Genomic DNA, 24,127 nt, shown 5'->3' on the forward strand with positions numbered 1-24,127 from the left:
CGCCCCCCTGAACCCCAGCCGTCCCGGCTCGTCCGGGGGGTACACGCGCGGGGGGCGCGGCAGGTTGCCTCAGTTCACCGGATTCAGCGAAGTCCCAGCTCACGGGCGATGAGCATGCGCTGCACCTCGCTGGTGCCCTCCCCCACCTCGAGGATCTTCGCGTCCCGGTAGAACCGGCCGACCGGGAACTCGTTCATGAACCCGTAGCCGCCGAAGATCTGCGTCGCGTCGCGGGCGTTGTCCATCGCCGCGTTCGAAGCGACCAGCTTCGCGATCGAGGCCTCCTTCTTGAACGGCTCGCCACGCAGCATCTTCGAGGCGGCCGCGTAGTAGGCCAGCCGGGCGGTGTGCGCGCGGACCTCCATGTCGGCGATCTTGAACTGGATCGCCTGGTACTCGCCGATGCGGTGGCCGAACGCCTCCCGCTCCCCGGCGTAACGCAGGCACTCGTCGACGCAGCCCTGCGCGAGCCCGACGCTCAGCGCGGCGATCGCCACCCGGCCCTCGTCCAGGATGGACAGGAACTGGGCGTACCCGCGGCCGCGCTCGCCGAGCAGGTTCTCGGCGGGCACCCGGCAGTCGGTGAAGGACAGCTCGTGGGTGTCCGAGGCGTTCCAGCCGACCTTCGAGTACTTCGGCGCCACCGTGAACCCGGGCATGCCGGACGGGACGATGATCGTCGAGATCTCCTTGCCACCACCCGGCTTTTCGCCGGTCACCGCGGTGACGGTGACGAGCCGGGTGATGTCGGTGCCGGAGTTGGTGATGAACGACTTGCTGCCGTTGATCACCCACTCGTCGCCGTCCAGCTTCGCGGTGGTGCGGGTCGCGCCGGCGTCGGAACCACCACCGGGCTCGGTCAGGCCGAACGCGCCCAGCGCCTCCCCCGAACACAGCGACGGCAGCCACTTCTCCTTCTGGTCCGCGGAGCCGAACCGGAACAGCGGCATCGCACCCAGCGACACGCCCGCCTCGAGCGTGATCGCCACCGACGAGTCCACCCGGGCCAGCTCCTCCAGCGCCAGGCACAGCGCGAAGTAGTCGCCGCCCATGCCGCCGTACTCCTCCGGGAACGGCAGCCCGAACAGGCCCATCCGCGCCATGCCCCGCACGATCTCGTACGGGAACTCCTCGCGCTCGTAGAAGCCGCCGATGACGGGCGCGACCTCCTTCTGCGCGAAGTCGTGCACGCTCTTGCGCAGCGCCTCGTACTCTTCACCGAGCCGGAAGTCGATCATTTCTGCTCCTTGACGACCGCGAGCGTCTCGTCGAGGGCCACCTGCTGGCCCACCTGGACGCGGAGTTCGGAGACCACGCCGTCCACGGGGGCGACCAGCGTGTGTTCCATCTTCATCGCCTCGACGACCAGCAGCGGCGCGCCCGCGCTCACCACGTCGCCCTGCGCGACCTTGACCACCAGCACCGTGCCGGGCATCGGGCTGACCACCGGGCCGGCCTCGCTCGCGTCGCCGTGCGTGGCGAGCAGGTTGGGCCGCTCACCGACGACCACACCGTGCCCGTCGCGGCCGAGCCACACGCGGTCCCGCGGCGCGTCGGCACGCAGGTACCGGCGGAACTCGCCGTCGTAGTGCACTTCGAGCCGGTTTCCGGTGCGCCGCGCGGAAACCGCGACCGGCACGCCGCCGTCCACAGTGACCCGTGCGGCGTCCGGTGCGCCCTCGATCGTGACGAGCGCTTCGGCGTCCCCGGCGCGCAGCCGGAACGTGACGCCGCCCGGGCCGCCCAGCCGCCAGCCGCTGGGCACCGACCAGGGGTCGGAGCTGTCCGCGGGCACCAGCCCGAGCAGCCGGTCCATCGCGGCGGCGACGAAGAACTCCTCCGGCACCACGGACTCGACCAGCTCGTCCAGCCGCCGCTCGACGAGACCGGTGTCCAGCCGCCCCGCCTGCACGTCGGGGTCGGCGAGCAGGGCCCGCAGGAACGTCACGTTGGTCGGCACCCCCAGCACGGACGTCCCGGCCAGCGCCCGGTCCAGCCGGTGCAGCGCCGACGCCCGGTCCGGGCCCCACGCGATCACCTTGGCGAGCATCGGGTCGTAGTTCGAGCCGACCACGGAGCCCTCGGTGAGCGAGGAGTCGACGCGGACACCCTGCCCACGCGGCTCGTCCAGCGCCAGCACCGTCCCGCCGGTCGGCACGAACCCGCGTGCCGGGTCCTCGGCGTAGACGCGGGCCTCGACGGCGTGCCCGTTCAGCCGGATGTCGTCCTGGGTCAGGGACAGCGGCTCGCCCGCGGCGACGCGCACCTGCCATTCGACCAGGTCGAGGCCGGTCACCATCTCCGTCACCGGGTGCTCGACCTGCAGGCGGGTGTTCATCTCCATGAAGAAGAACTCGTCCGGCTTGCGGGCGGAGACGATGAACTCGACGGTGCCCGCGCCCACGTAGCCGACCGAGCGGGCAGCTTCGACGGCGGCGGCGCCCATGCGGGCCCGGGTCTCCTCGTCGAGCAGCACCGACGGCGCCTCCTCGACGATCTTCTGGTGCCGCCGCTGCAGGCTGCACTCGCGCTCACCGAGGTGCAGGACCGTGCCGTGGGTGTCGGCCAGCACCTGGATCTCGATGTGCCGGGGCGTGGTGACGAACCGTTCCAGCAGCAGCCGGTCGTCCCCGAACGCGGCGCGGGCCTCGCGCTGGGCGGACTCGACCGCCGCTTCCAGCTCACCGGGCTCGGTGACCAGCCGCATGCCCTTGCCGCCACCGCCCGCGGACGGCTTGAGCAGCAACGGGTAGCCGACCTCGTCGGCGGCCTTCGCGAAGTCGTCCACATCGGACAGGCCGGGGACGACCGGGACGCCGGCGGCGGACACCGTGGCCTTGGCCCGGATCTTGTCGCCCATCGCGTCGATCGCGCCAGCCGGCGGTCCGATGAAGACCAGCCCGGCCTTCTCGCACGCGGCGGCGAACTCGGCGTTCTCCGACAGGAAGCCGTAACCCGGGTGGACGGCCTGCGCGCCGGAATCCACCGCGGCCCGGACGATGTCCGGAATGGACAGGTAGCTGCGGGCCGCCTCGGCCGGGCCGATGCGGATCGCGGTGTCGGCCTCGTGCACGTGCCGCGCGTCCGCGTCGGCGTCGCTGTAGACCGCGACCGAGCGGATGCCCAGGCGCCGCAGGGTGCTGATGACGCGAACCGCGATCTCGCCGCGGTTGGCGATGAGGACTGTGTCGAACATGCCCCTCACATCCGGAAGACGCCGTAGCTGACCGGTTCCAGCGGCGCGTTCGCCGCGACCGACAACGCGAGCCCGAGCACCATGCGGGTGTCCGCCGGGTCGATCACGCCGTCGTCCCACAGCCGCGCGGTCGAGTAGTAGGGGCTGCCCTGCTCCTCGTACTGGCGGCGGATGGGTTCCTTGAACGCCTCTTCCTCCTCGGCGGGCCACTCGCCGCCGCGGCCCTCGGTCGAGTCGCGGCGGACGGTCGCCAGCACCGACGCGGCCTGCTCGCCGCCCATCACGGAGATCCGCGCGTTCGGCCACATCCACAGGAAGCGGGGCGAGTACGCCCGCCCGCACATCGAGTAGTTGCCCGCCCCGAACGAGCCGCCGATGATCACGGTGAACTTGGGCACGCGGGCGCACGCCACGGCGGTGACCATCTTGGCGCCGTGCTTGGCGATGCCGCCCGCCTCGTAGTCGCGGCCGACCATGAAACCGCTGATGTTCTGCAGGAAGACCAGCGGGATCGAGCGCTTGTCGCACAGCTCGATGAAGTGCGCGCCCTTCATGGCCGACTCGGCGAACAGCACGCCGTTGTTGGCGATGATGCCGACCGGGTGGCCGTGGATGTGCGCGAAGCCGGTGACCAGGGTGGCGCCGTACTCCTTCTTGAACTCGGCGAAGCGGCTGCCGTCGACGACGCGCCCGATGACCTCACGCACGTCGTAGGGGGTGCGCGAGTCGGTGGGCACCACGCCGTAGAGCTGCAGCGGGTCGACCGCGGGGGCCTCGACCTGGCGGGTCTCCCACGGGCGCGGGCTGCGCGGGCCGAGCGTGGCCACGATGTTCCGGACGATCGACAGGGCGTGCGCGTCGTCGTTGGCGAGGTGGTCGGTGACGCCGGACTGGCGGGCGTGCACGTCGCCGCCGCCCAGTTCCTCGGCCGTGACGACCTCGCCGGTCGCGGCCTTCACCAGCGGCGGGCCGCCGAGGAAGATCGTGCCCTGGTTGCGGACGATGACGGCCTCGTCGCTCATCGCCGGGACGTACGCGCCACCGGCGGTGCAGGAACCGAGGACGGCCGCGATCTGCGGGATGCCGCGCGCGGACATGGTCGCCTGGTTGTAGAAGATGCGGCCGAAGTGCTCGCGGTCCGGGAACACGTCGTCCTGCTTGGGCAGGAAGGCGCCGCCGGAGTCGACCAGGTAGATGCACGGCAGGTTGTTGTGCAGGGCGACCTCCTGCGCGCGGAGGTGCTTCTTGACCGTCATCGGGTAGTACGTGCCGCCCTTGACGGTCGCGTCGTTGGCGACGATGACGCACTCGCGGCCGGAGACCCGCCCGATGCCGGTGATGATGCCGGCGGCGGGGGCCTCGTCGTCGTAGAGCCCGTTCGCGGCCAGCGGCGACAGCTCGAGGAACGGCGAGCCCGGGTCGAGGAGGGCGTCCACGCGGTCCCGCGGCAGGAGCTTGCCGCGTTCCACATGCCGGGCACGCGCCTTCTCGGGGCCACCCGTCCGAGCGGTCGCCAAGCGCTTGCGCAGATCCTCGACGAGCTCCGCGTGGGCGGTCGCGTTACGGGCGTACTGCTCACTTCGCGGGTCCGCCGAGGTGCCGAGCACCGGGAAGTCCATGACCCTCCTCATCCGACGCCGAACCTGGTTAGTAGTCGTTAACGTTCGGGTCGATGTTAACCACTACTAACGTGCGATGTCCAGGTTCGGGAACACGAGGGTGTCGAATCGTGGTGAGCTCGTCCGACGTGGCAGTGAGAGACGAGGAGGACACCATGACCGCGACCTACACATTCGACGTCTTCACCAGCCTCGACGGCTTCGGCGCGGCCGGTGGCGACTGGACCGGCTACTGGGGCAAACAGGGTCCCGAGCTGCTGGAACGCCGTCTCGCCCTGTACGAGGAGGAACCGCGGATCGTCTTCGGCGCGAACACGTACCGGGTGTTCACGCAGATGCTGGCCGAGAGCACCGAGGATTCCGACGTCCGCGACCCGTGGGTGACCCGGATGCGGAACCTGCCGGCGACCATCGTGTCGTCCACGCTGCGGGAACCGCTCGACTGGCCGGACGCGAGCGTGGTGAGCGGCGACGCCGTCGACGTCATCAGGCGGCTCAAGGAGGAGTCGGAGGTGCCGTTGCGCTCGCACGGCAGCCTCTCGCTGAACCGCGCGCTGATGGCCGCCGGCCTGGTCGACCGCGTCCACGTGACGCTCTTCCCGGTGATCACCGCGAAGACCGGGCTGGACCCGATCTTCGCGGGCGGGGCCGACTTCGACCTGGAGCTGCTCGAGAGCCGGACGCTCGACGGCCACATCCAGGAGCTGATCTACCGGCCCGCGCTGCACGCCTGAGCGCGCGGCAGGGGCGGCCGCGCCACCCCTGCCCAGCTCAGCCCAGCGCCGCCACCAGCGAGGGGTAGTAGCCCTGCGCCTGCCCGGTCGCCGTCGGGTGGTAGGACTCGTCGATCGGGTAGGTCAGGCTGTGCAGCCAGGCGGCTCCGGAGCAGATCTCGTGCCCGGTGAACGCCGGGCGCACGTCCGCGAAGGTGAAACCGGCCTCCGACGCCTCCTTCTGGATCACCGAATCCAGCGCGTCGGCCCCGCTGTTGATGTACCCGCGGGAAGTGTCGGACAGCCCGACCGAGCAGGACCCGCCGATCTGGTAGAAGTGCGGGTACCCGAGCACGACCACCGTCGCCTCGGGGGCGCGGGACCGGATCTCCCCGTAGGTCTTCTCCAGCAGCCCGGGCAGGGTGCCGTTGACGAACGCCTTCGCGTTGTCGATCGCCGTCTTGCAGCCGGAATCGCCGCCGAGGATGCAGTCCTGCATGACACCCGCGAAGCCGGCGTCGTTGCCGCCGACGCTGATCGTCACCAGGTCGGTCGACTCCGACAGCGCGCTGACCTGGTTGTTCAGCACGTCCGAGGTCTTCGCGCCGGAACAGGCCCGGAAGTCCAGCGACGCCGAGGTCTGCCCGGCGTACAGCGCGGGGTAGGCGTTCGAGCTGCGCTTGCAGCTGGACGAGTCCAGGTAGTTCCCGGCGCCCACCCCGGAGGAGTAGGAGTCGCCGAGCGCGACGTAGTCGAGAGTGGCCGCGCCGGCCACCCCTGAGGTCAGGCCGATCGCGGCGAGGGCCGCGACGACGGTGGTTGCAAGCGATCTCAGCACAGCGGGGACCACCTTCCGTGAGCAATCAACTCAATGAACGATTACCAGGTGCATTGCTCACAAGGGAGCCCCTTTTAGTAGGCATTTCGGCTACCAACAGGTGACGACGGGCGGACGTTAGCGCTCGCTAACCTGACTCGATAAGATGTTCACGTGTCGACGAGTCCCACGCCGCTGGTCACCGGCGAGAAGGCCACCCGCCGCGAGGAGATCCTGAGCGCGGCCGCGGAGCTGTTCGCCCGGCACGGTTTCCACGGCGTCGGCATCGACGACATCGGCGCGGCCGTCGGCATCTCCGGCCCCGCCCTGTACCGGCACTTCCGCAGCAAGGACGCGATGCTCGGGGAGATGCTGAACTCGATCAGCCACTACCTGCTGGACGGCGGCACCGCGCGCGTGGACGCGACCGCCGATCCGGAGCAGGCGCTGGCGGAGCTGGTCGAGTTCCACGTCGACTTCGCGCTCACGCACCCGTCGCTGATCACGGTCCAGGAACGCAACCTCGCCAACCTCACCGACGCCGACCGCAAACAGGTGCGGGCCCTGCAGCGTCGTTACGTAGAGATATGGGTGAAGGTCATTCGCGACGCCGTCCCCGGAGTGGGGGAACGCCAGGCGCGCTCGGCAGCACACGCCGTGTTCGGGTTGATCAACTCGACGCCGTACAACCGCCATCTGGACGACGACGAACTGGCCGTCCTGCTGCGGCGCCTCGCCCTCGGCGCGCTGCAGGCCGCGGCGTGATCACCACGTCACTCGTTTTTCCCACTACCGTTGAACGCCTTTCCCCGGCTTTGATAGATCCCGTGACCTCCGACCGGCAGCAGCTGATCTCGCGGGCGCAGCGCGCCCTCGTCGCGATGCAGCTCGGCCGCGACGACGACGCGCTCGACGAGGTGGCCCCGTCGAGCCGGGACGAGACGCGCGAGCTGATGCTGCTCCTGTTCGAGGAGTGCAGCACGATGGTGAGCACGCTCGGTGACGGCGGCAGCGCCCCGGTGAAGGTCCAGGTGTTCGACGAGTCCGGCGAAGAGGTCTCGATCGACCAGGCCGACCCGCCGGTGCGCACCGCGGTCCGCACGCTGCTGGCGGAGGTGCACGGCAACGCCGAAGCGGCCGCGGAACAGGTGGAGATCGCGCTGGCCAGCGCCAACCGCGCGGAGGTGGACAGCCTGACGCTGCAGGCGCTGCGCTGGACGGTGCGGCTGTCGGCGGAATGCCTGGACCGGGACCTCCCGGTCACCGAGTGGATCTCCGAGGCGCTGACCTGATCCGTCAGTAGTGGTAGCGGCGCACGGTCTCCGGGTGGATGACGAGGCGGACCATGTCCTCGGCCGTGATCCCGGCGAGGTCCGCGGCGCGGGCCGGGTCGCCGAGGTCCCAGTAGCGGGCGGCCAGGCGGGCGCTCAGCTCCCCCGCGCCGTCCGGTTCCACCGTGACCCGGCCGGCGACCGACACCCAGCGCTCGCGTTCACCGACCGGCGCGGCGACCACGATCGAGGCGCGCGGATCGCGGCGCAGCTGCCGCATCTTGGGTGAGTCCGGGGTGGTGAACAGCTGGATCGTGCCGTCCTCGGTGGCCTCGAACCACACGGGCCGCGGCTGCGGCGGGACCGGGCCCGCGGCCACGGTCAGGAACCCGTGCAGGGGACGGCGGAGGAACTCGAGGTCGTCGGGGGTCAGCGAAGCGTCGCTCATGATCTCGAGTGAACACCGCGGGACCGGACGAGCACATGGCTGAGAGGCCGGATCACCTGTGTGATCGTCTAACCTCGTCGGCGTGGACGTGTTCAGCGATCTGATCCGCGGGGTGCGCGCCCACGGCTCGCTGTTCGGCAGCACGACCCTGTCCCCGCCCTGGAACCTGCACTTCGTGGACGGCGCGCCGCTCACCCTGTGCACCGTGCTCACCGGGGAGGGCTGGATCGTGCCGGAACACCACCGGCCCGAGCGCCTGCGCGCCCGCGAGACGATCATCGTGCGCGGGCCCGGGACCTTCACCTTCGTCGACGAGCCGGGCACCCGGGCCGAACCGGTCGCGTGCGGCGAGTTCTGCGCGACGCCCGAGCAGGGCGGGACCCGGTACCGGCGCGGCTGGCACGACCACGGCGACGGCGCGACGACGCTGATCGTCGGCGCCTACCCGGTCCGCGGCGAGATCAGCCGCCGGTTGCTGGACGCGCTGCCCGTCGTGCTGCGCGTGGGCGATGCCGGGGACACCGCCGACCCCGTGCTGGACCACCTCGCCGCCGAGGTCGCCGTCGACGCGCCGGGCCAGCAGGCCGTGCTCGACCGGCTGCTGGACTGGCTGCTGGTCTGCACGCTGCGCGAGTGGTTCGACCGGCCCGGCGGCGAGCCCCCGGCGTGGTGGGCCGCCCAGCGCGATCCGGTGGTCGGCCGCGCGCTGCGCCTGCTGCACGCCCAGCCCGCGGCGCCGTGGACGGTCGCCGCGCTGGCGGAGCGCACCGGCGTGTCGCGGTCGACCCTGGCCAAGCGGTTCGCCGGCCTGGTGGGCGAACCGCCGCTGACCTACCTGACCCGCTGGCGCATGACACTCGCGGCGGACCGGCTGGTGGCGCGGGAGGCGGCGACCATCGGCGAGATCGCCCGCTCCGTCGGCTACGCCGACCCCTTCGGGTTCAGCGCGGCGTTCAAACGGGTCCGGGGCGTCAATCCGAGCGAGTTCCGGCGCAGCCGGACCGCAGTCAGTGCAGCAGCGCCTTCACCAGCGCCGCCACCTGGGCCGTCTCGATCAGGAACGAGTCGTGCCCGTACGGCGAGGTGATCTCGGCCGCTTCCCCCGCGCCCGGGATGCCCGCCGCCAGCTCGTGCGCCTGCCGCATCGGGTAGAGGCGGTCGGAATCGACGCCCGCGATCACGCTGCGCGCGGTCACCCGGGACAGCGCGGCGCCGATCCCACCGCGGTCGCGGCCCACGTCGTGCGTGTTCATCGACCGGGTGAGCAGCACGTAGGACGCGGCGTCGAAGCGGCGCACCAGCTTGTCCGCGTGGTGGTCCAGGTAGGACTCGACCGCGTACCGGCCGTCGCCCAGCGGGTCCTCGGCGCCCTGCGGCAGCCGGCCGAACCGCTGGTCCAGTTCGAGCGAGCTGCGGTAGGTCACGTGCGCGATCCGCCGCGCCACGCCCAGCCCGCGGTGCGGCCCCTCGCCCGGTGGCGCGTCGTGGTAGTCGCCGCCGCGCCAGCCCGGGTCCGCCGTGATCGCGTGCAGCTGCGGCGCGGCCCAGGCGATCTGCTCGGCCGAGGACGCGGCCGGCGCCGCCAGCACCAGCAGCGCCGCGACCCGCGCCGGGAACGTCGCCGCCCACTCCAGCGCCCGCATCCCGCCCATCGACCCGCCGAGCACCGCCGCCCACCGCTCCACGCCGAGCTGATCGGCCACCACGGCCTCGGCCCGGACCTGGTCGCGGATCGTGATCCGCGGGAACCGGCTGCCCCACGTCCGCCCGTCCGGATCGGGCGACGACGGTCCGGTCGAGCCCTGGCAGCCGCCGAGCACGTTGGGCACGACGACGAACAGCTCGTCGGTGTCCAGCGCGCGGCCCGGCCCGATCAGGCCGTCCCACCAGCCGGGCGTGGGGTGGCCCGGCTCCGCCGCACCGGCGGCGTGACTGTCCCCGGTGAGGGCGTGCGCGATCAGGACCGCGTTGGAGCCGTCGGAGTTCAGCCGTCCCCACGTCTCGTACGCGATCCGGTACTCCGGCAGCGTGCCGCCGGCGTCCAGCCGCAGCTGTCGACCGGCGGCCCACTGCCGCCGTCCCGGTGGATCCCCCTCCCGCCACGCACCGGTCGCCGGCGGGAGATCCACAGTGGACGGATCCGTCACAGGGCCGCCTTGGCCGCCCGGAACCCGGCCTCCAGGTCGGCCTTGAGGTCCTCCACGCCCTCCAGCCCGACGGCCAGCCGCACCAGGCCCGGCGTGACGCCGCTGGCGAGCTGCTCCTCGGGGGTGAGCTGGCTGTGGGTGGTGCTGGCGGGGTGGACGATGAGGCTGCGCACGTCACCGATGTTAACCAGCTGGCTGTGCAGCTCGGTGCCGTCGACGAACTTCCGGCCCGCCTCGACACCGCCGCGCAGCTCGAACGACAGCACCGCCCCGGCGCCCCGCGGCAGGTACTTCTGCGCCAGGCGGTAGTGCGGGCTGGACGGCAGGCTCGCGTAGTAGACGCGCTCGACCTCGTCGCGCTGCTCCAGCCACTCGGCCAGGGCCTTGGCGTTGCCGACGTGCCGCTCCACGCGCAGCGACAGCGTTTCGATGCCCTGCAGGATCAGGAAGCTGTTGAGCGGCGCGATGGCCGCGCCGGTGTCGCGCAGGAGCTGGACGCGGGCCTTCGCCGCGTACGCGCCGGGCCCGAGGGCCTCCCAGTACTTGAGGCCGTGGTAGCTGGGGTCCGGCTCGGTGAAGCCGGGGAAGCGCTCGGGGTGCGCGCCGAAGTCGAAGGTGCCGCCGTCGACGAGCACGCCGGCGACGGTGGTGCCGTGGCCGCCGAGGTACTTGGTCGCGGAGTGCACGACGACGTCGGCGCCGTGCTCGATCGGGCGCAGCAGGTACGGCGTCGGGATGGTGTTGTCGACGATCAGCGGCACGCCCACCTCGTGCGCCAGGTCCGCGATCGTCCGGATGTCCAGGACGTCGCTGCCCGGGTTGGCGAGCGTCTCGCCGAAGAAGGCCTTGGTGTTCGGGCGGACGGCGGCCCGCCACTGCTCCGGGTCGTCCTGCTGCTCGACGAACGAAACCTCGACGCCCAGCTTCGGCAGCGTGTAGCGGAAGAGGTTGTAGGTGCCGCCGTAGAGCTTCGCTCCGGACACGATGTGGTCGCCCGCGTTGGCGACGTTCAGGATCGCCGCCGTGGTGGCCGCGGAACCCGACGCGAACGCCAGCGCCGCCACGCCGCCCTCGAGCGCCGCGACGCGCTGCTCCAGCACGTCCTGGGTCGGGTTCATGATGCGCGTGTAGATGTTGCCGGGCTCGGCGAGGCTGAACAGGTCGGCGCCGTGCTGGCTGTCCCGGAAGACGTACGACGTGGTCTGGTAGATCGGGGTCGCTCGCGCGCCGGTGGCCGGATCGGGGCTCGCGCCGGCGTGGATCTGCTTGGTCTCGAAGGACCAGGCCTGCGACTCGGTCATCGTCGTTCTCCTTGGTGCGTGGGCTGATCAGGGGCGCCGCGATCGAAGCTAGCCAGACCCGGCCAGGGCGCCCAACGGGTTCCACGGTGTGGATTCCTCTCGTTTGACAAATCTCTTAGTTGCTGAGATACTTTTTCCACGGGGATATTCACAGTGAAGGAGGAACCATGGAACGAGTCGACGTCCTGGTCGTGGGGGCCGGGCTGGGTGGCCTGTCCGCGAGCATGTTCCTGGCGCTCGAAGGCGTGAACGTGCTGACGGTGGAGCGACACCCGGGCACGTCGCTGCACCCGCGGGCGTCCGGGCAGACGCCACGGACGATGGAGCTGTACCGGTTCGCCGGGATCGACCAGAAGGTGCTCGGCGTCAGCGAGCGGGCTTCGCGGGGGTTGCGGATCACGGTGGCGTCCAGCCTGAACGGAACGGTGTTCCACCGGATCGTCGATGATCTCGACGAGTTCGACCTGAGCGCGGCGACCGCGGCGCCGTGGGGCATGGCGGGACAGGACGTGGTCGAGCCGATCCTGCTGGAGCGGGCGCGCGAGGCGGGCGCGCAGGTGCGGTTCTCCACCGAGCTGGTGTCGTTCTCGCAGGACGACGACGGGGTGACCGCGGTGCTGCGCTCGCGGGACAGCGGCGAGGAGACCAGCGTGCGGGCGTCGTACCTGGTGGCCGCGGACGGCGGGCGGGGGCGGATCCGGGAGGCGCTCGGGATCGGGACTTCCGGCGTCGGCACGATCTCGCGGTCGATCGGGATCGTGTTCGACGCCGATCTGGGTGACCGGCTGCTGCCCGGGGTGACGGACCTGTTCTACCTGCAGGGGCCGGAGTTCACCGGGGCGCTGGTCAACACCGACATCCCGGGGCGGTACGTGTGCTCGGTGGACGTGCCGGAGGGCGTGGACGCTCTCCCGGAGGAGCGGCTGGTCCAGTTGATCCGGGCGGCGACCGATCTGCCGGATCTGGAGCCGAAGATCCAGTGGACGGGCATGTGGGAGATGGCGGCGCGGATCGCCGACCGGTTCGCCGCCGGACGCGTGTTCCTGGTGGGTGACGCCGCGAAGGTCACCCCGCCGACCGGCGGGATGGGCGGGAACACCGCCGTGGGCGACGGGCACGACATCGCGTGGAAGCTGGCAGCCGTGCTCCGCGGCGACGCCGGGCCCGGCCTGCTGGACAGCTACGAGGCCGAACGCAAGCCGATCGCGGAGATGGTGGTGAACACGTCACTGCACAACGCCAAGGAGCGGTTGGTGCCGGACCTCGATCTGACCGGACTGGCCGAGCCGGTCGACCAGGTCGCGCTGACGCTCGGTTTCCGCTACCGCTCCGGCGCCGTGCTGGCCGAGGACGACGACGTCGTGGAGAACCCGGTGGAGCCGTCCGGGCGACCCGGGTTCCGCGCCCCGCACGTGCCCGTCGGAACGGGGTCCACGTGGGACTTCCTCGGGCACAGCTGGGTCCTGTTCAGCCCTGGCGGCTGGCGCGACGCGGTCTCGCAGGTGCGGGCGGAGACCGGGATCGCCCTGGAGTACCAGGAAATCGACGACCCGCTGTTCCGCGGCCGGTTCGGCTTGGGCGACGGTGGCGCCACCCTGGTCCGCCCGGACGGGATCGTGGCGTGGCGGTGCCCCGACGGCGCCGCCGACCCGGCCGGCACCCTGTGGGACGTCCTGGCCCGGGTGCTGAGCCGGTAGGGGGTCGCGTGCGGCCACGGCTCGTCCCCCGCCGGGACCAGCCGTGGCCGCCGCGGCTTGGCGATGGCTCGGCCCACCACCGAGCCGTATCCTGCGGAGGTGGTGTCCGTCCGCAGCGTGGTCGACCGGGTGGGGCCGACGTTGCTGCACGCGGTCCAGCTACCCGACCCCTGCCCGGCCGTCGCGGACGTGGTCATCGCCGAGCCGGGAGCATCCGCCCAGCTCGCGGCGGGCGATCTGGTCCTCGGTGTCGCCACCGGCGATCCGGACGCGGCGGTCGAGCTGATCGACCACAGTGCCGCCGCCGGGGCCGCCGCGGTGCTGCTGAAACCTCCGGTCGCCCGCAAACCGCAGGTGCGGCGGGCGGCGAAGGCGGCGGGAATCGCGCTCATCGAGGTTCGCGCGGCCACCGCCTGGGCGCAGCTGGTGTGGCTGCTGCGCACCGTGCTGGACGCGGCGGCCGAGGAACCCGAGTCCCTCGAAGGCGATCCCGGCTCCGGTGACCTGTTCCGGCTCGCGGACGCCGTCGCCGCGGTCGTCGACGCCCCGGTGACCATCGAGGACACCAACTCACGCGTGCTCGCCTACTCGGCGCGCCAGGACATCACCGACCCGGCCCGCGTGTCCACCATCATGGGCCGCCGGATCCCCGACGACGTGCTCGCGAAGTTCCGCTCCCGCGGTGTCTTCCGCGAACTGTCCCGCGGTCGCCAGACGATTTTCGTTCCCGCGCAACGGGATGGCACGCTGCCCCGGCTCATCGTGCCGATCCGGATGGGCGGCGAACTGCTCGGCTCGATGTGGGCGGTCGTGCGTGGCCCGGTGTCCGACGAGCGCGCCGCCGCGTTCGCCGACACCGCACCGGTCGTCGCGCTCCACCTCCTGCGCCGCCGGGCCCACGCGGACGCCCAGCGGCGCGCGTCGGCCGAACTGCTGCGTGCCGTGCTGGAAGGAAAAGCCGGGCCGCGCGCCGCGATCGCCGAGCTGGAGCTGACCGACGAACCGCACCGCGTGGTCGTCGTCGACACCCCGGGCGACGACGAAGGCCTGCGGCTGGCGCTGATGGAGCGGATGTCGCTGGGCATCGGCCGCCGTCCAATCGCGACAGAGCTCGGCGGGCTGCTGTACACCGTCGTGCCCGACGGCGCGGACTGGCCGTCGCTGGCCGATGCGTCCCGCGGCGCACCACGCGTGGCGGCCGGGAGCGCGGTGAAGATCGGCGAGCTGCCGCGGTCGCGCGCCGAGGCGGAGGAGACGCTGAGCCTGCTGCGCGCCGGTGTGATCGAGGGACCGTCCGGCAGCTTCGACGGCCTGTGGACGGCGCTCGCGTTGCACCGCACGGCCACCGCGGCGTCGGCGGCCGGCGTCGCCGGGCTCGGACCGCTGGAGCAGCTGCGCGAGTACGACCGGATCAACCGCACGGACTACGTCGAGACGCTCTACGAGTGGCTGCGCCATCCCGGCGACCCGCGGTCGGCCGCCCAGGCGTTGCGGATCCACCCCAACACGTTCCGGTACCGGATGCGGCGCGTGCTCGAACTCGTCCCGCTGGACCTGGACGACCCGGATGTCCGGTTAGCATTGCTGGTCCAGCTGGTCGCCGTGCGCTGGTCGTAGGAGGGGTTCGTGTTCGAGGGATCGGTTGCCGTGCTGCACCGCTGGCCGGTGAAGTCGTTGCGGGGCGAGGAGGTTCGCGCCGCGCGCTTCGACGAGCGGGGCATGGCGGGCGACCGGGCGCACGCGCTGGTCGACGGGCGGGAGAAGCGCCGGGGGAAGGTGCTGACGGTGCGCCAGAACCCGGCGATGCTCACCTGGGGTGCGGAGTACGGCGCCGACGTGATCGACCCGCCGAAGCCGCCGGTGCTGCGCGCGCCGGAGGGCCGGTCGTGGTCCTGGGAGGAGCCGGGGCTGGCGGAGGCGCTCGCCGCGTCGTTCGGCATGACCGTGGACCTGCGCGCGGCCGACGGGCAGCAGGACCGCGGCCCCACGGTGCTGGTCACGTTCGAGGCGTCGCTGACGGCGCTCGCGGCGGAGCTCGGCCGGCCGGTCGAACTCCACCGCTTCCGCCCGAACATCCACCTCATCGCGGACGCCCCGGCCTTCGCCGAGGAGGACTGGGCCGCCGGCAGCACGCTCGACGTCGGCGGCGTGTCGCTGGAGGTGACCGGCGAGCACGCGGGCCCGTGCATCCGCTGCGCGGTGCCGAGCTGGGACCCGTCGGGGCAACGGCGGTGGCCGGAGCTGCAGACCCACCTGATCGACCGGCACGCGAACAAGTTCGGCGTGATCATGCGCGTGACCCGCGCCGGGGTGGTCACTGTGGGGGACACCGCCTGGGCCCGCCCCACCTGACGACTGCGGAACCCACGCCCCGGAACGCGGAACTCGCGCGCCCGAACGCAGGACTCGCGCCCCCAAACGCGGAACTCGCGCGCCGAAACGTGGGACTCGCGCCCTGGAAGACCCACGCCCCGCAACGCGGAACCCACGCCCCGTAACGCTGAACTCGCAGCCCGGAACGCAGAACTCACGCGCCCGAACGTGGGACTCGCGCGGCGGAGCGTGGGACTCGCGTCAGACCTCCAGCAGCGTCTTGCCGATCGTCGCGCGGGATTCGATCGCTCGGTGCGCGTCGGCGGCTCGGTGCAGCGGGAAGCGTTGTCCCACAAGCGGTTTCACCCGGCCCGCGGCGGCCTCCGCCAAGACCCACTCCGTCGCGGCCCGCAGGTCGGCCGGGCTGCCCAGCGGGCCGCGGTGCAGCACGACGCCCCGGGACGAAGCCTCCTCCTCGGACACCGCCGTCCACGCACCGCTCGCCAGGCCGTAGCTGAAGTGCCGCCCACCGCGACGCACCAACCCGAACGCGGCCGCCCCCAGAGCACCGCCGACGCCGTCGAACACCACGTCCACAGGGCCGACCTGCGTGGCCCACTCCGGCCGCGTGTAGTCGACCACCTGGTCCGCCCCCAGATCGCGCGCCACCGCCGTTTTGCGCGAGCCCCCGGCCGCCGCGATCACCGTCGCGCCCGCGTTGCGCGCCAGCTGCACCAGCAGGCTGCCCACCCCGCCCGCGGCGGCCTCCACCAGCACCCGCTCCCCGGCCGACACCCCCGCCGCGCGGATCAGCGCCGTCGCGGTGCGGCCGTCGGCCAGCAGCGCCACCGCGTCGTCCAGCGCCAGGCCGTCCGGCACGCGGAACGGCGCCGCCGCGTCCACCACGACCCGCTCGGCGTACCCGCCCGACCCGTTCAGGCTCGTCACCACCCGCGCCCCGACCAGCTCGGACGGCCCGGACAGCACCACCCCGCCGACGCCGTTTCCCGGGATCACCGGCAGCTCCGCGCGGAACGGCCCGGGCATCCCCGCCCGGAACTGCGTCTCGACGAACGTCGTGTTGGCGAACGTCACACCGATGAGCACCTGCCCGGGCCCGGGCACCGGATCCGGCGCCTCCCCCGCGACGAGCACCTCGGGCCCGCCGAACTCCTTCAACCACACCGCTCTCATGACGATCATCCTGCGATCTCCACCAAGGTGGAGGTCAACACCTTGTCCTGCGGGCACCATCCACGCGGCGGAGAATTGTCGGCGAGGCACGATGACACCGCTATCCGGGTGGTTCACCGTGGTCAGCACCACGTTCGCCAGATGCAGGAGGAAGCAGTGCGCATCGCCGTCCCCCGCGAGGTCAAGAAGCACGAATACCGCGTCGCCGTGACCCCGGCCGGGGTGCACGAGCTGACGTCCCGCGGCCACGAGGTCTTCATCGAAACCGGCGCCGGCACCGGATCCGCCATCAGCGACGACGAGTACGTCTCCGCCGGCGCGAAGATCCTGGCCACCGCCGAGGACGTCTGGGCCGAGGGCGAGATGGTCCTCAAGGTCAAGGAGCCGATCGCCGAGGAGTACCCCCGGCTGCGCCGCGACCAGGTGCTGTTCACCTACCTGCACCTCGCCGCGGACCGCCCGCTGACGCAGGCTCTGCTGGACGCGGGCACAACCGCGATCGCCTACGAGACCGTGCAGCAGCCGAGCGGCGCGCTGCCGCTGCTGGCCCCGATGTCCGAGGTCGCCGGACGGCTCGCGCCGCAGGTCGGCGCCCACTCGCTGATGAAGCCCAGCGGCGGGCGCGGCGTACTGCCCGGCGGCGTGCCCGGCGTGCACCCGGCCCGGGTGGTCGTCATCGGCGGCGGTGTCGCGGGCCTCAACGCCGCCCGCATCGCGCTGGGTCTGGGCTCCGACGTCGAGATCCTGGACACCAATGTGGACCGCCTGCGTCAGATCGACCACGACTTCGCCGGCCGCATCCGCACCGTCACCTCGAACGCCTTCGCCGTCGAGCAGGCCGTGCTGGAGGCCGACCTGGTGATCGGCGCGGTGCTGGTGCCCGGCGCGCGGGCGCCGAAGCTCGTCTCCACCGACCTGGTCGCGCGCATGCGGCCGGGCAGCGTGCTGGTGGACATCGCGATCGACCAGGGCGGCTGCTTCGCCGACTCGCACCCGACGACGCACGACGACCCGACCTACACGGTGCACGACTCGGTCTTCTACTGCGTGGCCAACATGCCCGGCGCGGTCCCGCGCACGAGCACCTACGCCCTGACCAACGTCACGCTCCCCTACGCCGTCCAGCTGGCCGACCACGGCTGGCAGGCCGCGCTGCGGGCCAACGGGCCGCTGTCGCTGGGCCTCAACGCGCACGCGGGCGCGCTGACGAACGCGCCGGTCGCGCAGGCCCACGACCTGCCGCACACGCCGCTGGCCGAGGCCCTCGCCTGACCCGGCGGGCGGTCCCGTCGCCAGGGACCGCCCGCCCCAGGACCCAACACGTGAATAAGTTTTCAGACCAACATGGGCCCCCGCGTAAGCGAAGTCCGGAGATACCACCTAAACTTGTTCGTGGCGGCCCGCTCCCAGTGACCCCCAGGCTGGTTGAGCGGGCCGCCCCTTAGTGCACACCCTCCCCGACACGCGGCACCCGGACGGGTTGGACCGGACCCCGGTAGGGCACTATGTGCCCGCGATCAAGTTCACCGGGCCGGGAGGGGCGCACATGCAACACGACGGCAGCGGCCGGATATTCGTGCAGAACCTGAGCAAACACTTCGGGCCGGTCGCCGCGGTGCAGAACCTGAGCTTCGAGGTCCGCCCCGGCTCGGTCACCGGCTTCCTCGGCCCCAACGGCGCGGGCAAGACGACCACGCTGCGCATGTTGCTGGGCCTGGTCACGCCGTCGGCGGGCGTCGCCACCATCAACGGCCGCCCCTACCAGCAGCTGGGCAACCCGGCGCAGGTCGTGGGCGCGGTCCTGGAGAACGAGGGCTTCCACCCCAAGCGCTCCGCGCGCAACCACCTGAAGGTGTACGCCGCCGCGATCGGCGCGCCGGACCAGCGCGTCGAGGAGGTGCTGGGCCTGGTCGGGCTCTCCGGCGCCGCGGACCGCCGCGCCGGCGGGTTCTCGCTGGGCATGCGGCAGCGGCTCGCCCTGGCGACCGCGCTGCTCGGCAACCCGCAGGTGCTCGTGCTGGACGAGCCGGCCAACGGCCTCGACCCGGAGGGCATCGTGTGGCTGCGCAACTTCCTGCGCGCCTACGCCCGGGAGGGCCGCACCGTGCTGGTGTCGAGCCACCTGCTGTCGGAGGTGGAGCAGACGATCGACCAGGTCGTCATCATCAGCCACGGCGTCACGCGCTACTACGGCCCGCTGGACCAGTTGCGCAGCAGCCAGCAGTCGCGGGTGCTCGTGCAGGCCGCGGACGCGAACGCGCTCGTGAAAGCGCTTCAAGAGGCCGGGTTCACGCAGGTGGAGCCGACGCCGGACGGGCGCGTGGCGGTGATCGGCGCGACCCGCCAGCAGATCGGTGACCTGGTCGCGAAGTCCGGGATCGCGGTCTACGGCATCGAGGAGGAGCGGGCGGACCTGGAGAAGCTGTTCTTCCAGCTGACCAGCCCCCAGTACCCAGGAGCCCAGTACCCGGGAGCGCAGTACGCGGGGATGCCGCCGCAGGGCGGCTGGGGCGGCCCGCCGCCGCCCGGATACCCACCGCAGCAGCAGTACCAGCAAGCACCGCCGCAACAGGGCCACGGCGGCTGGGGAGGACAGGGCTGATGGGCCGGTTGATCAAGGCGGAGTTCCGCAAGACGCTCAGCCTCAACACCTGGTGGATCCTGATCATCCCGCTGGTGCTGGTCGCGTTCTGGATGTCGTACGTCTGGGGCAAGATCACCAACGACTTCGCCGACTACATCGGCAGCGGCACCGCGCGGATCATCGCCGAGCAGGCCGGGCTGCCCGCCGACGCGTTGCCGGTCGGGCTGCTCAGCATCGCCCACGGCGTGAACATCGCGCAGCTGATCCCGGCGATCTTCGGCGTGTTCGCCCTGGCCGGTGAGTACAGCAGCAAGACGATCACGACGACGTTCCTGACGGCGCCGAACCGGGTGTCCGCGCTGACCGCGAAGATGATCACCTACATCCTGTGGGGCGCGCTGTACGGGCTGCTCAGCTTCGCGGTCGCGGCGCTGGCGACCGTCATCACCGTCGACGGCGACCGGCTGCCCAGCGGCGGCGAATGGCTCGCCGCGCTCGGCGGGACCGTGCTGGCCTACGCGCTGGTGACGCTGTTCGGCATCGGCTTCGGCGCGGTGCTGAACAAGGTCGTGCTGGCGGTCATCCTGCTGATCGGCTGGTTCCTGATCGTGGAGAACGTGCTGGTCATCGCGTTGTGGAACACCAGCGACATCTTCGGCGCGATCCTGCCGAACAGCACCGCGAACGGCATCGTCGGCGGCATCGCGGCCGAGGCGTTCGGGATCAGCTCGATCAACCTGCCTGGCGGTGTCGAGCACTGGGACAAGCTGGGCCTGCAGCTGGCCGCCGGCGCGCCGGGCGTCATCTCCTGGTGGGCTGCCGCGCTGGTGTTCCTCGCCTGGACCATGGTGTTCTTCATGGGCGGATGGGCCTCCAACCAGCGCCGCGACATCACGTAGGCGGGCACGCATAACCTGGCGTGGTGACTGCACGACCACCACGCACTGACGAGAACCCCGGGACCGGATGGATTCGCCGGCTGGCCGCGGCCTGCTGGCGGCATCCGGTCCTGGTCGTCTCGTCGATGGCCGCGGCTGTGTTCAGCGTCGGCCTGCAGGCCGCGAGCCCGTTGCTGGTGAAGGTCGCCGTCGACGACGCGGTGGCGTCGCAGACCGGGCGGCTGGGTCTGCTCGTCGGCGGGCTGATCGGGGTCCAGCTGCTCATGTTCGGCACCGCGTTCGTCCGGCGCTACCTGGGCGGGCGGCTCGCGCTGGACGTGCAGCACGACCTGCGCCAGCGGGTGTTCGACTCGGTGTCCCGCCTGGACGGTGGCAAGCAGGACTCGCTGCGCACCGGCCAGGTGGTGTCCCGCGCGATCACCGACCTGCAGCTGGTGGTGTCGCTGCTGTTCGTGGTGCCGCTGTCGGCGGGTTCGGTCGTGTTCGCGGTGTTCTCGGTGGCCGCGATGCTGTGGATGTCGCCCGGCCTGACGGTGATCGCGCTGATCGTGGTGCCCGCGGTGGCGATCGTCGCCGGCCTGGCCCGCAAACGCCTGTTCCCGGCCACCTGGTCGGCGCAGCAGCGGGCGGCGGACGTCGCGCAGCACGTCGAGGAGACCGTCACCGGTGTCCGCGTCGTGAAGGGCTTCGGGCAGGAGGCCCGGGAGGTCGCGCGGCTGGAGAAGACCGCGCGGCGGCTGTTCGCCGAGCGGCTGCGCGCGGCCCGGCTGGCGGCGGTGCCCACGGCGACGACGTCCGCGCTGCCCGCGGCCGGGCAGGTCGCCGTGCTGGCCTTCGGCGGCATCCTGGCGCTCAACGGGCAGGTCACCCTCGGCACGTTCCTCGCGTTCGCCAGCTACGTCTCCGGCCTGATCGGGCCGGCCCGGATGATGTCGGCGCTGGTGGTGCAGGCCCAGCTGACGCGGGCGGGCGCGGAACGCGTGTACGAGCTGGTGGACGCCCAGCCCGAGGTCACGGACCCGGTGGACCCGGAGCCGCTGCCGGAGGGGCCGCTGAGCATCGAGCTGGACGACGTGCGGTTCGGGTACACGCGCTCGGAACCGGTGCTGGACGGGCTGAGCCTGCGCGCGGAACCCGGCGAGACGCTGGCGCTGGTCGGCACCGCGGGCTCCGGCAAGTCGACGATCTCGCTGCTGCTGCCCCGGTTCTACGACGCGCATTCGGGCAGCGTCCGGCTCGGCGGTTGCGACGTGCGGGACGTGAAGCTGACGGATCTGCGTCAGGCGATCGGCGTGGTGTTCGAGGAGGCGTTCCTGTTCTCCACGTCGATCCGCGACAACATCGCCTACGGCCGCCCGGACGCCAGCGACGAGGAGGTGATCGCCGCGGCGAAGGCGGCCGAGGCGCACGACTTCATCTCCGAGCTGCCCGACGGCTACGCCACCCAGGTCGGTGAACGCGGGCTGACGCTGTCGGGTGGTCAGCGGCAGCGGCTGGGCCTGGCGCGGGCGCTGCTGACCGATCCGCGCGTGCTGATCCTGGACGACGCGACGTCCGCGGTGGACACGGTCACCGAGGCGGCCATCTACGAGACGCTGCGCTCGGTCACCGCGACCCGGACGACGCTGCTGATCGCGCACCGCAAGTCGACGCTGTCGCTGGCCGACCGGATCGCGGTGCTCGACGCGGGCCGTGTGGTCGACGTCGGCACCTACGACGAACTGGCGGCGCGCTGCGAGCTGTTCCGCGAGCTCATCGCCGGGCCCGGCGAGGGCGTGGAGAACGTGCACAAGCGGGACTGCGTGGCCAGCCCGGAGACCGGGACCACGCCCGCGCTGTGGCCGGAGACCGGCGAGCGGGACTCGGTCGACGAGATGGCCGAGTCGGCGCGGCAGCGGAACGCGCCGCCACCGATGCCCGGCGGCGGCATGGGCCCCGGCAGCGCGCTCAACGCGCCGCCTACGGCCGAGCTGCTGGAGGGCGTGCGCAAGCTGCCACCCGCGACGGACGAGCCGGCGCTGGCCCCGGACGCGGTCACCCAGCCGGATCCGCGGTTCCGCCTCGGCTCGGCGTTGCGTCCGGTGCGCGGGCTGCTGATCGCCGCGGTGCTGCTGGTCGGGCTGGACGCGGCGGCGTCGATCGCGTTGCCCACGCTGTACCAGCAGGGCGTCGACCACGGGGTGCGGCCGGGTCTGGCGTGGGTGGTGTGGTTGTGCGCCGGGATCGGCGCGGTGATCATCGCGGTGGACTGGCTCGTGATCGCGGCGCAGACGCGGCTCACCGCGCGGGCCGGTGAGACGGTGCTGTACTCGCTGCGCGTCCGCAGCTACGCGCACCTGCAGCGGCTCGGGCTCGACTACTACGAACGCGAGCTGTCCGGCAAGATCATGACGCGCATGACGACGGACGTGGACGCGTTGTCGACGTTCCTGCAGACCGGTGTCGCGCAGGCGGTGATCAGCGCGCTGACACTGGTCGGGATCACCGGGGCGTTGCTGATCACCGACGTGTCCCTGGCGCTGTACGCGTTGTCCGTGGTGCCGGTGCTGGTGATCGCGACGGTGATCTTCCGGCGGCTGTCCAGCGCGGCCTACACCGAGGCGCGCGAGAAGGTCAGCGTCGTGAACGCCGACATGCAGGAGAACGTGAGCGGTCTGCGGGTCGCGCAGGCGTACAGCCGGGAGGAGCGGTCGGCCGAGGACTTCGCGTCTCGCAGCGACGCGTACCGGCGGTCGCGGCTGCGGGCCCAGCGGTACGTGGCGACGTACTTCCCGTTCGTGACGCTGCTGTCCGGGGTGGCGGAGGCGGTCGTGCTGGTGGCGGGCGCGAGCCGGGTCGCGGACGGCACGCTGTCGGTCGGTGTGCTGCTGGCGTTCCTGCTGTACCTGAACCTGTTCTTCTCGCCGATCCAGCAGTTGTCGTCGGTGTTCGACAGCTACCAGCAGGCGAAGGTCGGCCTGCACCGGATCGGCGACCTGCTGCGGACGCCGACGTCGGTGCCGCCGCCCGCGGATCCGGTGCCGGTGCCCGAGCGGCTGCGCGGCGAGGTCGCGTTCGACGCGGTCGACTTCTCCTACACGGGCACGGAAACCCTGGCCCTGACGGATGTTTCGCTGAAGGTGTCGCCGGGCGAGACGGTCGCCCTGGTCGGCTCGACCGGCGCCGGGAAGTCTACAGTGGTCAAACTGGCGGCGCGCTTCTACGACGCGACGAGTGGCAAGGTGAGCATCGACGGGGTCGACGTCCGGGACTACGACCTGGCCGGCCTGCACCGGCGGATGGGCGTGGTGCCGCAGGAGGCGCACCTGTTCTCCGGCACGGTGGCCGACAACGTCCGGTACGGCGACCCGTCGGCGTCGGACGCGGAGGTCGAGGCCGCGGTGCGCGCGGTGGGCGCGGTCGACGCGATCGCCGCGCTGCCGCAGGGCTTCCACCAGCCGGTGGGCGAACGGGGCCGGTCGTTGTCGGCGGGGCAGCGGCAACTGGTCGCGCTGGCCCGCGCGGAACTGGTGGACCCGGACGTGCTGTTGTTGGACGAGGCAACGGCCGCCCTGGACCCGTCCACGGAGGCGGCGGTCCTGGCGGCAACGGAAACGGTCGCCAAGCGCCGAACGACTTTCGTGGTGGCCCACCGCCTGGCGACGGCGGCCAGATCGGACCGGATCGTGGTGCTGGACCACGGACGCATCGTGGAACAGGGCACGCACGAGGAGTTGTTGGCGGCCAACGGCCACTACGCCCGCCTATGGCAAACAGGCGCGTAGCGCCGCGCGTTGAACCCAAGGTAACTGGGTGGTCATCCCGTCGCCTGACACTGGACGATCACCTTGAGCCAGGGCCGCAACCCGGGCCGCCAACCGGCGGCCGACCATGCCAACCTTGCGGCCCTGGCTCAAGGTGATATGCACAAACCGGAAGGCGACGGGAT

At 71.9% G+C, this 24,127-nt stretch carries 19 protein-coding genes; 11 read left to right on the top strand and 8 right to left on the bottom strand.

The window, feature by feature from the left end; translation table 11 throughout:
* Positions 1-83: 83 nt before the first annotated feature.
* Genes L1857_RS31585 through L1857_RS31595 form a run of 3 tightly spaced genes read right to left on the bottom strand, consistent with a single transcriptional unit; the run spans position 84 to position 4,815 of the window.
* Positions 84-1,238, bottom strand: a complete 1,155-nt coding sequence (locus tag L1857_RS31585; protein WP_116110726.1) for an acyl-CoA dehydrogenase family protein — start codon at positions 1,236-1,238, stop codon at positions 84-86.
* Positions 1,235-3,196, bottom strand: a complete 1,962-nt coding sequence (locus tag L1857_RS31590) for an acetyl-CoA carboxylase biotin carboxylase subunit (RefSeq protein WP_249467138.1) — start codon at positions 3,194-3,196, stop codon at positions 1,235-1,237. The genes L1857_RS31585 and L1857_RS31590 overlap by 4 nt, the downstream gene beginning before the upstream one ends.
* A gap of 5 nt (positions 3,197-3,201) precedes the next feature.
* On the bottom strand, positions 3,202-4,815 hold the full coding sequence (locus tag L1857_RS31595) for a carboxyl transferase domain-containing protein (protein WP_116110728.1): 1,614 nt from the start codon (positions 4,813-4,815) through the stop codon (positions 3,202-3,204).
* 155 nt (positions 4,816-4,970) lie between these two features.
* Between L1857_RS31595 and L1857_RS31600 the strand changes: the two genes are divergently transcribed.
* Positions 4,971-5,549, top strand: coding sequence for a dihydrofolate reductase family protein (locus L1857_RS31600; protein ID WP_094008604.1), 579 nt, complete (start codon positions 4,971-4,973; stop codon positions 5,547-5,549).
* Positions 5,550-5,586: 37 nt separating this feature from the next.
* On the opposite strand, the gene L1857_RS31605 is transcribed toward L1857_RS31600, so the two are convergent.
* The gene (locus L1857_RS31605) at positions 5,587-6,366 is read right to left on the bottom strand and encodes an SGNH/GDSL hydrolase family protein (RefSeq protein ID WP_094008603.1); all 780 of its coding nucleotides are present in this window, start codon (positions 6,364-6,366) and stop codon (positions 5,587-5,589) included.
* 153 nt (positions 6,367-6,519) lie between these two features.
* Here L1857_RS31605 and L1857_RS31610 point away from each other — a divergent pair, with 153 nt between their 5' ends.
* Positions 6,520-7,110 carry an SACE_7040 family transcriptional regulator gene (locus L1857_RS31610; protein WP_094008602.1) on the top strand — a complete coding sequence of 197 codons (591 nt, stop codon included), beginning with the start codon at positions 6,520-6,522 and terminating at the stop codon, positions 7,108-7,110.
* A 116-nt stretch (positions 7,111-7,226) separates the two neighbouring features.
* Positions 7,227-7,637: a hypothetical protein gene (locus L1857_RS31615; RefSeq protein ID WP_369806848.1), complete on the top strand. Its 411-nt coding sequence runs from the start codon at positions 7,227-7,229 to the stop codon at positions 7,635-7,637.
* 4 nt (positions 7,638-7,641) lie between these two features.
* Here L1857_RS31615 and L1857_RS31620 read toward each other — a convergent pair whose 3' ends face one another.
* The gene (locus L1857_RS31620; RefSeq protein WP_094008600.1) at positions 7,642-8,064 is read right to left on the bottom strand and encodes a pyridoxamine 5'-phosphate oxidase family protein; all 423 of its coding nucleotides are present in this window, start codon (positions 8,062-8,064) and stop codon (positions 7,642-7,644) included.
* 82 nt (positions 8,065-8,146) lie between these two features.
* Here L1857_RS31620 and L1857_RS31625 point away from each other — a divergent pair, with 82 nt between their 5' ends.
* The gene (locus tag L1857_RS31625; RefSeq protein WP_094008599.1) at positions 8,147-9,151 is read left to right on the top strand and encodes an AraC family transcriptional regulator; all 1,005 of its coding nucleotides are present in this window, start codon (positions 8,147-8,149) and stop codon (positions 9,149-9,151) included.
* Here L1857_RS31625 and metX read toward each other — a convergent pair.
* Positions 9,072-10,193, bottom strand: coding sequence for a homoserine O-acetyltransferase MetX (gene metX, locus L1857_RS31630; protein ID WP_429728450.1), 1,122 nt, complete (start codon positions 10,191-10,193; stop codon positions 9,072-9,074). The genes L1857_RS31625 and metX overlap by 80 nt on opposite strands.
* A gap of 14 nt (positions 10,194-10,207) precedes the next feature.
* Positions 10,208-11,512 carry a bifunctional o-acetylhomoserine/o-acetylserine sulfhydrylase gene (locus L1857_RS31635; RefSeq protein ID WP_094008597.1) on the bottom strand — a complete coding sequence of 435 codons (1,305 nt, stop codon included), beginning with the start codon at positions 11,510-11,512 and terminating at the stop codon, positions 10,208-10,210.
* 167 nt (positions 11,513-11,679) lie between these two features.
* Here L1857_RS31635 and rdmE point away from each other — a divergent pair, with 167 nt between their 5' ends.
* The 3 genes from rdmE (at position 11,680) to L1857_RS31650 (ending at position 15,561) form a co-directional block, all read left to right on the top strand.
* Positions 11,680-13,209, top strand: coding sequence for an aklavinone 12-hydroxylase RdmE (rdmE, locus tag L1857_RS31640; RefSeq protein ID WP_116110731.1), 1,530 nt, complete (start codon positions 11,680-11,682; stop codon positions 13,207-13,209).
* A 99-nt stretch (positions 13,210-13,308) separates the two neighbouring features.
* On the top strand, positions 13,309-14,826 hold the full coding sequence (locus tag L1857_RS31645) for a PucR family transcriptional regulator (protein WP_094008595.1): 1,518 nt from the start codon (positions 13,309-13,311) through the stop codon (positions 14,824-14,826).
* 9 nt (positions 14,827-14,835) lie between these two features.
* On the top strand, positions 14,836-15,561 hold the full coding sequence (locus L1857_RS31650) for an MOSC domain-containing protein (RefSeq protein WP_116110733.1): 726 nt from the start codon (positions 14,836-14,838) through the stop codon (positions 15,559-15,561).
* Positions 15,562-15,783: 222 nt separating this feature from the next.
* On the opposite strand, the gene L1857_RS31655 is transcribed toward L1857_RS31650, so the two are convergent.
* Positions 15,784-16,716 carry a zinc-binding dehydrogenase gene (locus tag L1857_RS31655; protein ID WP_249467144.1) on the bottom strand — a complete coding sequence of 311 codons (933 nt, stop codon included), beginning with the start codon at positions 16,714-16,716 and terminating at the stop codon, positions 15,784-15,786.
* A 156-nt stretch (positions 16,717-16,872) separates the two neighbouring features.
* Here L1857_RS31655 and ald point away from each other — a divergent pair, with 156 nt between their 5' ends.
* The 4 genes from ald (at position 16,873) to L1857_RS31675 (ending at position 23,963) form a co-directional block, all read left to right on the top strand.
* Complete coding sequence (ald, locus tag L1857_RS31660) at positions 16,873-17,988, top strand: alanine dehydrogenase (RefSeq protein ID WP_094008592.1); 1,116 nt, start codon at positions 16,873-16,875, stop codon at positions 17,986-17,988.
* 274 nt (positions 17,989-18,262) lie between these two features.
* The gene (locus tag L1857_RS31665) at positions 18,263-19,318 is read left to right on the top strand and encodes an ABC transporter ATP-binding protein (RefSeq protein ID WP_116110744.1); all 1,056 of its coding nucleotides are present in this window, start codon (positions 18,263-18,265) and stop codon (positions 19,316-19,318) included.
* Positions 19,318-20,199: an ABC-2 transporter permease gene (locus L1857_RS31670; protein WP_094008591.1), complete on the top strand. Its 882-nt coding sequence runs from the start codon at positions 19,318-19,320 to the stop codon at positions 20,197-20,199. The genes L1857_RS31665 and L1857_RS31670 overlap by 1 nt, the downstream gene beginning before the upstream one ends.
* Positions 20,200-20,219: 20 nt before the next feature.
* On the top strand, positions 20,220-23,963 hold the full coding sequence (locus L1857_RS31675; RefSeq protein WP_162831682.1) for an ABC transporter ATP-binding protein: 3,744 nt from the start codon (positions 20,220-20,222) through the stop codon (positions 23,961-23,963).
* Positions 23,964-24,127: the final 164 nt, after the last annotated feature.

Origin of the sequence: Amycolatopsis thermalba (assembly GCF_023376025.1) — a bacterium.
GTDB lineage: Bacteria > Actinomycetota > Actinomycetes > Mycobacteriales > Pseudonocardiaceae > Amycolatopsis_E > Amycolatopsis_E thermalba.